10 protein-coding genes are annotated in these 12,075 nt (G+C 61.3%); 2 read left to right on the forward strand and 8 right to left on the reverse strand.

The genetic code is table 11. The features are described 5' to 3' along the window. Window positions 1–221: 221 nt before the first annotated feature. Genes JJ869_RS02140 through JJ869_RS02160 form a run of 5 tightly spaced genes read right to left on the reverse strand, consistent with a single transcriptional unit; the run spans window position 222 to window position 6,609 of the window. The gene (locus JJ869_RS02140; protein WP_292264328.1) at window positions 222–2,330 is read right to left on the reverse strand and encodes an NAD-dependent epimerase/dehydratase family protein; all 2,109 of its coding nucleotides are present in this window, start codon (window positions 2,328–2,330) and stop codon (window positions 222–224) included. A 13-nt stretch (window positions 2,331–2,343) separates the two neighbouring features. After that, window positions 2,344–3,312: a glycosyltransferase family 2 protein gene (locus tag JJ869_RS02145; RefSeq protein ID WP_292264329.1), complete on the reverse strand. Its 969-nt coding sequence runs from the start codon at window positions 3,310–3,312 to the stop codon at window positions 2,344–2,346. Beyond that, window positions 3,309–4,565 (reverse strand): glycosyltransferase, encoded by a 1,257-nt coding sequence (locus JJ869_RS02150; RefSeq protein WP_292264330.1) that lies wholly within the window; start codon window positions 4,563–4,565, stop codon window positions 3,309–3,311. Before JJ869_RS02150 ends, JJ869_RS02145 begins: the two co-directional genes overlap by 4 nt. Then, window positions 4,562–5,494 (reverse strand): NAD(P)-dependent oxidoreductase, encoded by a 933-nt coding sequence (locus tag JJ869_RS02155; protein WP_292264331.1) that lies wholly within the window; start codon window positions 5,492–5,494, stop codon window positions 4,562–4,564. Before JJ869_RS02155 ends, JJ869_RS02150 begins: the two co-directional genes overlap by 4 nt. After that, window positions 5,482–6,609, reverse strand: coding sequence for a Gfo/Idh/MocA family oxidoreductase (locus tag JJ869_RS02160; protein WP_292264332.1), 1,128 nt, complete (start codon window positions 6,607–6,609; stop codon window positions 5,482–5,484). Before JJ869_RS02160 ends, JJ869_RS02155 begins: the two co-directional genes overlap by 13 nt. A 265-nt stretch (window positions 6,610–6,874) precedes the next feature. Between JJ869_RS02160 and JJ869_RS02165 the strand changes: the two genes are divergently transcribed. Next, window positions 6,875–7,660: a WecB/TagA/CpsF family glycosyltransferase gene (locus JJ869_RS02165; RefSeq protein ID WP_292264333.1), complete on the forward strand. Its 786-nt coding sequence runs from the start codon at window positions 6,875–6,877 to the stop codon at window positions 7,658–7,660. Window positions 7,661–7,666: 6 nt separating this feature from the next. On the opposite strand, the gene JJ869_RS02170 is transcribed toward JJ869_RS02165, so the two are convergent. The 3 genes from JJ869_RS02170 to JJ869_RS02180 form a co-directional block, all read right to left on the reverse strand. Further along, entirely contained in the window at window positions 7,667–8,305 is a 639-nt protein-coding gene (locus JJ869_RS02170) for an ATP-binding cassette domain-containing protein (RefSeq protein ID WP_292264334.1), read from the reverse strand. Beyond that, window positions 8,298–9,941 carry an ABC transporter permease subunit gene (locus tag JJ869_RS02175; protein WP_292264374.1) on the reverse strand — a complete coding sequence of 548 codons (1,644 nt, stop codon included), beginning with the start codon at window positions 9,939–9,941 and terminating at the stop codon, window positions 8,298–8,300. The genes JJ869_RS02170 and JJ869_RS02175 overlap by 8 nt, the downstream gene beginning before the upstream one ends. 82 nt (window positions 9,942–10,023) lie before the next feature. Further along, window positions 10,024–11,229 carry an ABC transporter substrate-binding protein gene (locus JJ869_RS02180; RefSeq protein WP_292264335.1) on the reverse strand — a complete coding sequence of 402 codons (1,206 nt, stop codon included), beginning with the start codon at window positions 11,227–11,229 and terminating at the stop codon, window positions 10,024–10,026. Window positions 11,230–11,390: 161 nt separating this feature from the next. On the opposite strand from JJ869_RS02180, the gene JJ869_RS02185 reads away from it, so the two are divergent. Continuing rightward, the gene (locus JJ869_RS02185) at window positions 11,391–11,996 is read left to right on the forward strand and encodes a CDP-alcohol phosphatidyltransferase family protein (protein ID WP_292264336.1); all 606 of its coding nucleotides are present in this window, start codon (window positions 11,391–11,393) and stop codon (window positions 11,994–11,996) included. The last annotated feature ends 79 nt before the right edge of the window (window positions 11,997–12,075 follow it).

A 12,075-nucleotide genomic window follows, 5' to 3' on the forward strand; every position in this document is an offset into this window, starting at 1 on the left:
ACAATCACCCCGGAACAATTGGAGCTCTTCGACACCCTCGATATACCAAAACCCGCTTGATCCCTTCTCGGTAGTCACACAATGGCAGACCTGGCCATAACAATATCAATCACTTAGACGATTTGCTGTCGAACTTGGCTAAGCCGCGTTCTCGATCTGTGACAGTGCATTCTGTCAAGAATACGTCCGATTTGAGGGGATTGTTTATCAAATGAAGGCGATCAGAACCCGAACAGATTGGCTTTCCCGATCGCCTCTTCGATGAAACGGGCCTTATCCTGTTCCGGTTTCCACCCCAATTCCGTCTTCGGTTTGGTGTTCACGAAGGGCGAAAGATGCGCCCGGCTTTTCCAATCCGCAAGCGAAGGCCGGGTCAACCCACGCCGCCGCAACGCATAGACCTTCAGCACATGTTTGACCGCATCCGCCGCCCAGAACAGCGTCAGGTTCCCGGTACTGACCCTGATCTTCGCACCCAACGATTTGTGGATCGCATCGAAATAGCCTTTGCCCGATAGCATCGGTTCCCCGATCAGGTTGTAGCTTTGCCCAACCGCATTCGGGTGTTCGCCCATCAGGATCAAACCCTCGGCCACATCGTCGATCAGGACGAAGGGCAGGATGTTCAACCCATTGCCCCAGATGCGCACAGCGCCCGCGCCATGCCAGCGGCCGATGCCCCAATGCTGCAAAGGTCCGCCATGCCCGACCACGATACCCGGACGCGCGATGACCAAGGGCAATCCATCCCGTCGGTGCATCTCCATCAGCCGTTTTTCGCATTCCGCTTTGGACCGCGCGTACATGTTTCGGTCGCTCATATCGTCCGGGAAGGCCAGGTCTTCGGTGATCTTCTGCTCCGGGGAGGACATGTCATAGCTGGCGATCGTACCTGTATAGACCAGCCGCTTGACCCCGGCTTCCTGACAGGCCTCGGCAATGCGAACGGCCACACCAACATCATGCTCCAGCGCCTCGTCCCACGTGCCTTCCAGTGACCGGGCCAGATTGTAGACGACGTCGATGCCTTGCATCGCCTCGACCAACGCCGCCTTGTCGTAGAGCGAGACTCCGACCGTTTCGACCTCGTCTGGCAGGTCAGGGAAGGGGCCGAAGCGACCCCGACTCAGAACGCGCACATCCTGCCCTTTGGCCACAAGCGCGCGGGTCAGCGCACGACCGATGAACCCGGTCCCGCCAATCACCATCGCAGTCGGCTTCGGATCGCGAGTCTTTGCCTTGGGCGGGGCGGCTTTCAACTGATCTGCCGGGATGAGCGCCAACGCCTGATCCAGCGCTGTCATCACCTTGACTGCGCTCTCGCCCGAGAAGCGCGCATCCGGCGCTTTGTCGGTGCGCAACGCGTCATAGATCGCCGCATCCATCCCCTGAAAGCTCAGCGCGTAAGGGGATTTGCGGTTCAAGGAAAGCACCTGAGTGAACGTATTGCCAAGCCCTTCGCGCAGGTGCTGCCAAGACAGGTCCAACTTCCGCCGCAGCGGGTTCAACACCAGATCGGACGCATTCTCGCGTTCGACCACCAGCGTATCCGCAGCAAAATCCAGCCGCGCCCGACCGGACGACCCCCGCAGGGTCAAAGACCGGTCGTCAATCGTTTCGACCATGGAAATGGTCAACGTCACATCCACATCCCCGGCCTGCGCCATGATCCGCCACGCCTGATGGCGGGTGTCGTCCCCCGGCAGATCAACGGGTTTGGACAGATGGACGGACTGGATGTCTGGCACCCCGAAGAGATCGACAATGAAACCCATCAGGTGCGGCCCAAGCTCCAGAAGCAGGTTCTTTGGCTCGCGCAGCAACCAGATGCCGAATGGTCCCGACCGCAACGGTGCAAGCGGCAGACACCAATGTACCTCGGCCACGGAAACGCGTCCCAGTTCCCCACGCGCCAACATACCCTTGAGCCGGTCATAAGACGGCAGCCCCATGAAGTTGTGACCGGCATGGAACCGCACACCGTGTTCCTGTGCGACTGCCTCGATCTCGGCGGTCTCTGCCGCTGAGGTTGCCACCGGCTTTTCCACCAGCACGTGCATCCCGGCCTTGAGGCACTGGATCGCCAGCGGGTGATGCAGATGCGGCGGCGTCAGGATATGAACCGCATCGCAGACCTTGGCCTCGATCAGGTCGGCCACGTCCCCAAAGGCCCGCACGCCAAGCCCCTCGGCCAAGCCCTTGGCTGCAGCCTCGGACGGATCACAAACAGCGGTGATCTCGACCCCATCGGTCGCCCGCAATGCATCCGCGTGCCAGCTTGCGATATACCCGGCCCCGATCAGACCAACGCGAATTTTCGAAGACGCCATCCGTCTTTACCTCTTACTTGTATTCGATGATGCGCATCTGCGCATTGTTCAGGCGCCGCCAGTGAAAGCGGATCATGCCGATGACATTCGGAAACTTGGACAAGGTGAGGTACACCGCATGCGCGCGCGCCTCCTCTTTCGGCAAGCCTTCGGCGACCAAGCCACGCGTGGTTTTCCAATAGGACAGTGCGTAAAGACCGAAAATCAGAACCGGCATCGCGGGCGAAGACAGCGTTCCGACCACAGCCACAATCGGCAGGAGCAACCCATAGACCCAGCCGCGCTGCCGTTCGCGCACGAAATAGTCGGGATGCAAATGACCCACCTGCGCAAACCCATGCCCGGTGCGTTCGGCCCGTTTCCACCATTGGCTAAACCGCATCATGTTTGCATCATGCCCGGCCATCGGCTCGGCAATGCGCACCAGCCGCCACCCCGCCTTGCGCAGCCGCGTGCAGAACTCATCATCCTCGGCAGCGATCACGCTGGGATTGAACCCACCCACCTCTGCAAAGGCTTCGACACGCACCATCATGTTGCCGGGGCAGGTGAGGATCTCTCCCGCCGGACGTGACCACTCGACGTCGAACATCTGGTTGAACACACTCGCATCGCGCCGCATCTCGCGCTGCTGACCGGTGACCAGCGCAAGATCGGTTTCGGACCGCAACCTTGCCTCGGCCTTGTCAAGCCAGCCATCGGCCATGATGCAATCACCATCAAGGAACTGCACCACATCGGGCGGATTATCCTCCGCCATCAATGCAGCGAACCCTTCGTTGCGCGCACGGGCGGCGGTGAAGGGCACGGACATATCGAGCTTGACCACGACGGCCCCTGCCTGTTCCGCATTGACCACGCTTTGGTCGGTGGAGCCGCTGTCTACATAGACCATGCGCCGCGCCTGTGGCGCGACTGAGGCCAGCGACCGGACCAGTTTCTGCCCCTCGTTTCGCCCGATCAGAACGACATCGACACTCATGACATTGCCTCTTCTGACGGTCGCAAGTGCGGCACGAGACGGCCTTCGCCATAAGCGACGATCAGCTCCGACAACCAGCGCGCTTCCTGTGCCGCGTCATACTCCGCGACCACCTTGGCCCGTCCAGCCGCGCCATAGGCCTGACGCAGGTCCGCATCCGACAGCAACGCATCCAGCGCCTTGGCAAAGGCGTCTACATCGCCCGGCGGCACAAGGCGACCGCTCGCGCCATCTTCGACCAATTCAGGAACACCGGCGATGCGCGTGGTCAGAACGGGCACCTGTGATGCCATCGCCTCCATCAACACGACGGGCACACCTTCGGCAAAGCTGGGCAGGACGAAGACATCCGTTTGTGCGAGTTCCTCGGCCACTTCGGCCTGGGATTTGTATCCCAGAAAGACGATGCGGTCCTGCAAGCCCCGCTTGGCAACCTCCGCTTCCAGCGCTTTGCGGTCCGGCCCGTCGCCGACAAGGCGCAGCGTCAGGTCAGGGTAGGTCGTGGCCAATCGCGCCACGGCGTCGATCAGGATCGGCACGCCTTTGACGCCGGCCAATCGCCCGACAAAGAGCGCCCGCAAGCCGGTTCGAACCGGCTTGGGCGCGTACCGGGACGGGTCCACGCCGCAATGCACGATGTGCAACTTGTGCCAATGTTGCGCGTCCGCAAAACACATGAGTTGCGACCGACAGAAATGGCTGATGCACGACACAAAGGCTGCTCGAGCAGCCTTTTCGTCGATCCGCCAATGGTGCGGCTCGAAAAAGATGTCGGGCCCGTGGATCGTAAAGCTCCACCGCAGCCCTGACAGTTCACCCGCCAGCATCGCCACCGTGCACGACGCCTTTGCAATGTGGTTGTGCAGATGGGTCACGCCCTCGTCTGCCAGCTTGTCGGCAAGCACTCCGGCCTCGACGAAATAGATCAGGTTATACAGCCGCCCCTTGATACCTTTCGGTGCGGTCCGCCACGCCAACCCAAGCGCCGACAGGTAGCGCCCCGGCGTTTTCATCCACCGCCAATGTGCCTTCAGCGTGGTTTTCGGATTGCGCACCGCGTCCAACACCTTGAACGTGCGCGCATGTTCCTCGCGCTGTTCCGGGCCGACGAGGTGTTCCGCGCCGGTTGTCCGGATCGAACACGTTAAAACCTCGTGCCCCAGCGCGCGCAGATTGGCGACCTCGCGCTGGATGAACGTGTCGCTCGCGCGGGGGTATTCGCCGGTCAGATAAGCGATCTTGGGCAGGGTCATGTCGCAGCCTCCCACGCAGGAGAGGGGTCTGGCAGAGTGATCCAAGAAGGCAGGTCGAATTTGTAAGTCATGGGCATCAGCCGTTGCCTCAGGACCGGTGCGCGCAACAGGCCGGGCAGACGGGACGCCAAAGGTGTCAACACGCGCGCGAGGGTCCAAAGAAACCCGAGAGGAAGCGGAAGAACCAGTTTCGGCCAGCCGCTTTCTTGAAGCTTTGCAATCACTTGCCCTCGCGTCGGCAAAGAGGGATCAACCAGTGTGATCGTGTCCCGAAGCCGATGCGCAGTCGCTCGCACAAGCGCTGCGGCGCATCTTTGGACATGACACATCGGCAATGGATCGCCAGACGCAGCGCGGAACAAAGCCGGTCCTGCACCAATGCCCAGATGCGCGTTCCAAAGGTGGTCCGCATCATACACGATGCCCGGCCGTACCACCGTGACAGAGTCAATACCGGCCTTTGAAACTAGGCTCTCCTGCTGGGCCTTCGCATCCGAATAGGCATCGCGCGCGGTATCTGTGGTCACAAGCGGTGTTGTGACGGTCACCGCTGCGCCAATCGCCACTTTGGACGTGTCATACACCGCCAGCGAACTGGCCAGCGTGAGGTGACCAATACCGGCCTTCTTCATGGCTGCGATCACGTGTTCGGTGCCCGCAAGTGTCAATCGCGCATGATCATTCGCATCGCCGGACATGGCGGCGGCGAGGTGGATGACCGCGTCACATCCCGTCATGGCCGATACAAGCGACTCCACGCTGTCCCGTACGGTCAGGTCAACCGAAACGTACGTTACACCCGTACGGTTCGCGCCGATGCGCCTCTGCACTGCCACAACCTCCAGCCCCACGTCCAGCGCAGCGTCGACAGTGGCGCTCCCGATGAACCCCGAGGCGCCGGTGATGAGGACTCGTTTCACCGCGCCCATGGCATTGGCTCCATCGGATCACAGCGGGTGGTCATGGCTTGTGCGCCAGAGTGTTCGCCCGCGTTCTGCATCGCCAGCTTGACCTCGGTCATGTGCAAGGCAAAGTCGTTCGACAGGCGGGACGGGCGACCTTCGCGGAGCGCATCCAGCATTTCTGAAGGTCCGAGCATGAAGTTCATCGCAGCCGCGCCCCAGCGTTTGACCTTGGGATGGGTCTGTTGGCCGAGCTTGATGGTTTTCGGGAAGGGCGATTCCATCAGGCGGCGGCGGATCGTCATGCGTTTGGCAAAGGTGACTTTGGCGGAATTGTCCCACGCCGCCTTGCAGGCCAGAACGCCGCCATCGCCGACGATGCGGATCTGGTGATCATGCGGGGCTACGATGGAGCAGGTGAGCCGCGTCATCGGCCCGTCTTCAAAAAACAGCGTGGCAACCGACAGGTCCGGCGCATATGGCCCGGTGCCTTCCTTGCCGGGAATGGTCTCAGCCGACGCCGCCACCACGGTGCGCACCGATCCAAACCACGAGATCAGCCAGCCAAGGTAGTAACCCGCGTGTTCGAGCGTACAGCCGACGCGGAATTCATCCTCGAACGGCCAAGGTGCGCCGGATTCGGAGATCCATTTCTTGTAGGCGGCCTGCGGCACAAACCCGTCGTCCAGTTCGGCATAGATGGCGCGAGGTGTTCCGGCGATACCGGTGCGCAGCGCATGACCCAAGGTTTGCGCGGCCTCACCCAAGACGCTGCAGGGGGCGGACGCAAGCATCAACCCGGCGGCTTCCGCCTGCGCATGCAAGGCCTTGGCGTCCTCGACCGTCATAGCCAGCGGCTTTTCGGAATAGGTGTGGCATCCGGCGGCAAGGCTGGCAGAGTTCACTTCGAAATGCGCAGACGGATTCGTGAGGTTGAGCACCACGCCATCGCGCGGGTGTTGGTCCAGCAATGCGTCCATCGACGCCACTGAGGGCACGTTCCAGAATGTGCAGAACTGCGCCAGACGTTCGGGGTTCTTGTCGTAAACACCGGCCACGGTGATTTCGTCCATCGCCTGAAGCGACCGCATATAAAGATCGGCCACAAAGCCACAGCCGATGATCGAGACAGTCCCGTTCATGCCGCGACCCAATAGGATGTGCGACCGTAGGCCGAGGCTCGGACGATACGGAATCGGTTACAGTTCACGGGCTGCTCATGTGCTTCTGTGCGTCTTTTCGCAGGGCTTAGACCATCCAATCATGGTCATATTTCGACAAACGTCGGGTTTCTCGTGTGTCTTAGGATAATTTTTGCCGGAATGTCTTGATTTTGCGGCGGCGTGGCCGCGATTTGGCCGCATGATGCATGTAGACATCCCCGAATTGACGAATGAGGAGGCGCTTATGCGCTTTTGGGGCGAAGCCTTTGACGTGACCGTCAACGTACCCGATTGGGTCGCTCTCGAGCGGCACATCTCTTCGCGTCTGCGCGTTGGTGAAGGGTTTTCACTGGCGACAATCAATTTGGACCATTTGGTAAAATTGCGTCAGGATCAACGCTTTCGGGATGCCTACGCCGCGCAGGACCTGGTGGTGGCCGACGGCAATCCCATTGTCTGGATGTCAAAACTGGCCGGACGCCCGGTGTCGTTGATCCCCGGCTCTGATGCGATTCTGCCACTGGTGCGGATTGCTGCGGCGCATCGCAAGACGCTGGCCTTGGTGGGAAGCACGGATGAAACCCTCGCTGCGGCGAAGGCGTATCTCGAACGTGAAGTGCCCGGCACGCAAATTGTCGCAGCGATTGCCCCTCCCATGGGATTCGACCCGATGAGTGCTTCGGCCGATGCGGTTCTGGATGCGTTGTCCAAAGCAAAGGCAGACATTGCCTTCCTCGCCCTTGGCGCCCCCAAGCAGGAATTGTTTGCCGCCTACGGACGAAACAAGCTGCGAAATGTCGGCTTTATCTCAATCGGTGCGGGGCTGGATTTCTTTTCTGGTGCACAAGTGCGCGCGCCCGCTTGGGTGCGGGCGATTGCGATGGAATGGCTCTGGCGCGCGTTGTCTCAGCCGGCCCGGCTGATCCCGCGCTATGCGAAATGCTTTGCGATCCTGCCGTCGGAAATCGCCCACGCTTTGAAACTGCGCTATGGGTCTGTTTCCACCCGGCCCGCGCCGGAAGGTGAATAGACCCGGCTAGTCCAACCGATGAACGCGGCCGCCCGCTGCTTCGGCATCGGCGTGATCATGTGTGACCAGAAGCACCGGCAACCCTTTGGCCCGCGCCTGATCGAACACCAGCGAACGCACCTGATCGCGCCGTTCGGTGTCGAGCCGCGAGAACGGTTCGTCCAGCAACAACGCCTTCGGCGCAGAAAGCAGCATCCGCATCAGCGCGACACGCGCTTTCTGACCGCCGGACAATGTTTCGGGGTCACGGTCGGAAAACCCGCCAAGCCCGATATCTTCAAGAGCCGCCGCAATCTGTCGGCCGCGCTCGATCCGGCATTTGACCGAAGCACGCAATCCGAAGGCAAGGTTTTCGCCCACCGACAGATGTGGGAAAAGCAATTCGTCCTGAAACAGGATACCCACGTGCCGCTGCTCTGGCGCGAGGTTGGTGATGTCGGTGTCGTTCAGAACAACCCGCCCCTTGGCCTCGAATGCCGGGGCAAGCGTGCCTATGATGTAAGACAGCAGCGTGGATTTACCCGAGCCGCTGGGACCCATCACGGTCAACACCTCACCGGGGGCGACGTAATCCGAGATATCGACCAACGTCCGCCCATCCCGGCGGATCATCACATGGTCAAGTGTCAGTCCGGGATCAGGCATGACGCAGCCCCTTGCGATTGCGCCAGACGATGGCGGGAAGAAACAGCGCCAGCGCAAAGGGCAAGAGCGCCAGCGCGGTCTGGCTGAGCGCATAAACTGAAATCACCCGCCGGTCACCCCCAGAGGCCAATGCCACGGCTTCGGTCGTCAGGGTTTGCACGCGCCCCGCACCTGCCAAGAGGGTCGGCAGGAATTGACCGATCGACACTGCGAAGCCTACGGCAGCAGCGGTCAGGATCGGGCGGAGCAGCATGGGCAAACGCACTCGCCAGAGCACACCGTTGCACCCCGCACCCAAGGCCCGCGCGACATGGCCATAGCGTGCGTCCCACGCGCGGAAGGGATCGGCCAGTGACAGGAACACATAGGGCAGGACGAAGATGATATGCACGGCGATCACTGCAGTGCGGTTGCCGTCGATGCCAGTATATATCGCCAAGGTTTGCAGCCCTGTCAGAAAGGCGATCTGGGGCACGATCAGCGGGACATAGAGCAGCCACAGCGCCCAGCTTCCCGGCCTCAGCCCGTGGCGTTCTTCGGCTTCAAGACAGGCGATGGTCAGCAACAAGGCCACCAAGGTTGCAATCGACGCGATGATCAGGGTTTCTGTGATAATGGGCCATAGGTTCATCGCATGGCGCATCCATGTCTTGGCCGTAAACGCACCCGGCAGCAGATCCGGAAAGCTCCAAAGCCCGGCAAAGGACCACACCAGCAGGCCCAGAATGCCGAACACGATGGCGCTGGCGCTCAGGATCGCGGCGGTCAGGGACACCGCTTTGAAACTGCGTGTGGCACCGCCCCGGCGGCCCGACGCCACCCAGCGGCGTCCCATATGACCAACCCCGATTTCACCCAAGCGCCACAGGATCAATGCGCCGATCACCAAGGTGAGTTGCCATACGGCGGCGGCTGACCCGAGAAAGCGCTGTGACAGGTCGGGGTCGTTCATCCACCGCAGGATCTGAACCGCCAGCGTCGGGGGCGTGGTCGGCCCAAGGATCAGGGACACATCCACTACGGTCATGGAAAACGCGAGCACTGCAAAGACGGGCAGCCTGATCTGCGCATAGACGCGCGGGAAAACCGTCTTGAACCACGCCGTAACGGGCGCATACCCGAGGGCCAGAGCCGTATCGCGGGCCTGGCTGGTGCGGATCTGGGTCAGGGCCGCCAGTGTCATCAACAGCAGGAACGGCACTTCCTTGACCACCAAGCCGGCAATGAGGGACAGGCCATAGGGGTCTTGCAGGATCAACAGATCAGGCGGTCTGTCCCATCCCGTCAGCCATGGCGAGGTGGCGCGCGCGATCCAGCCGGAAGGGGCGATCAGGAACGCCAGCCCAAAAGCTGCCGCTGCATGGGGCACGGACAGCAGCGGCGACAGCATCCGTTCGATGATGCGGAACGCATGGGAACCGCTCCACGCCGCACAGATCAGGGCGACAAGCAGCAGCGACAGACCCGTTGCCACAATCCCGGTGGTGACGCTCAGAACGCTGGCGCGGGTGATGCCGGGCCAGTCGAACAGCATGGTAAAGGCGTTGAGGCTGATCCCGTCACCGCCCAAAGCGGGCATGTAGCCAAAGGCGGGCGCAACCGTGCCCAGCAACCCGGCCACTACGGGACCAACCATGATGGCAAGGGTCAGAAGCGGGGCCCATGGCAGAAACCGGGCCCGCGCCGAGGGCGTGTTGCAGCCTGCGCTCACGCCACGCCTATTGCGCGACGCCGTACCGGTCGGTCCAGTCTTCCTCGAGCTTGACCATCCAGCTTGGATGCGGCTCTGACAGGGTCGCGCCCAGCTCTGCCGGGGGCAGCGTGGCAATGCCCAGTTCCAGCGCATCGAACCGCGCACGATCCTCACCGGACAGCTTCGCCAGATCAAGTACGGTGCCCAGGCCCCACACTTCGGGATCCTGCATCATCGCCTGCGCTTCGGGTGACATCATGAAATTGGCCACCACCATCGCACCCGCCTTGGCGTTTGCATTATATGGAATGGCAACAAAGCTGGCATTGCCGATGCTGCCTGCATCCATCACAAAGGTCCGCACTGTATCCTGCAACTGACCATTGGCAATCGCGTTGCTGGCCTCGTTCGGGTTGAAGCTGATCGCAAGGTCGATCTCGCCATCAGCCATCAACTGGATCTGGCGCGACTCGTTCTGCGGATAGGCGCGGCCCGACCGCCAGAGCGTCGGTGTCAGACCGTCCATAAAGGTCCAGAAGTCGGCGGTTGCCGCATCGTAATCGGCCTCTTCGACTGGTGATTGCAGGACAGAGGCATCCGGCACGAATTCGATCAGGGCTTGCTTCAGGAAAGTGGAGCCAAGGAAGTTCGGCGGCTGCGGATAGGTGAAACGCCCCGGATTGGCAGCGGCATAGGCGGCAAGGGCCTCCATGGTGGTCGGAGGTGTCTCAAGCCGTGCGATGTCATAATAGAACACCACCTGCGCCATGCCCCACGGTGCCTCAAGCCCGTCGGTCGGCACGGTGAAGTCGGACACCACCGCCGGTTTGCCCGCCACATCCACATTCGCCCAGCTCGGGGTCTGTTCAACCCATGGTCCGAACAACAGGTCCTGACGCTTCATGGCGGCAAAGTTTTCGCCATTGATCCAGATCATGTCGACGGCCCCGCCTTCATCTTTGCCAGCGGTCTTTTCCGCCAGCACGCGACTCACCGCATCGGCGGTGTCCGAGAGCTTCACATGCTCCAGCGTGACGCCGTAGTCCTCGTTCACCCGCTCGCCGATCCACGCGATAAAACTGTTGATCGTGTCCGACCCGCCCCATGCGTTCCAATAAACCGTTTGACCGCGTGCCTCTTCGGTGACGGCAGTCCAATTTGACGGGTCCGGTTCCGCCTGAGCGGCGAAGGCGGTGACAGTGGCAAGCGTGGCAGCAAGTATGGTGCGCATGAAGTCTGGTCCTTGGTCCTGTGGGCAGCGCCCGGGTGTCTGGCGTTAAAACCAGCACTACCCTGTTCCGGTCAAATGACAAACAAGTGTGCAAGATTTCAGTGTACCCCCATGGTTCGGCCCGGTATGGCGGTTTTCGACCTGTTTTTTGAGGCTGACAGATGATCGACGCTGCCATATTGCCGCTAGTCAAACACGCCATCGACCGCCCAGCCAGGGCGCTTGTCGCGCGGGGGATCAGTGCGGACCAGATCACCATTGTGGGCTTCGGGATCGGTCTGATCGGAGTTCTGTTGCTGTGGATAGGGCTGTTCTGGGTTGCGCTGGTGTGCCTTGCCCTTAACCGGCTCGCCGATGGTCTGGACGGTGCGGTTGCGCGTCTGACGACCCCCTCCGACCGCGGCGCGTTCCTCGATATCGCGCTCGACTTTATGTTCTACGGCCTCTTTCCGCTTGGCTTTGCGCTGCATGATCCAGGCGAAAACGCTCTGCCCGCCGCCGTGCTGATCTGCAGCTTCATCGGCACCGGATCAAGCTTTCTCGCCTTCTCCATCATCGCCGAAAAACGCGGGATCACGTCCGACGCGTACCCAACGAAAGGCATCTACTATCTCGGCGGCCTGACCGAAGGCACCGAGACCATCGCACTCTTCGTCGCCATGTGCCTGTTTCCCGTGGCCTTCCCGTGGTTCGCCTACGCCTTCGCCGCGCTCTGCGCGATCACCACTCTGACCCGCTGGGTGGCGGGGTGGCGGATGTTCGGTTAGTGTGCGCCTGATCTTCTTCTCTTTCCAAATATGCCGGGGGTCTGGGGGCAGAGCCCCCAGCTGATCGGATCGTGCCTGC

It is taken from the genome of Marivita sp. (assembly GCF_017643905.1).
GTDB lineage: Bacteria > Pseudomonadota > Alphaproteobacteria > Rhodobacterales > Rhodobacteraceae > Marivita.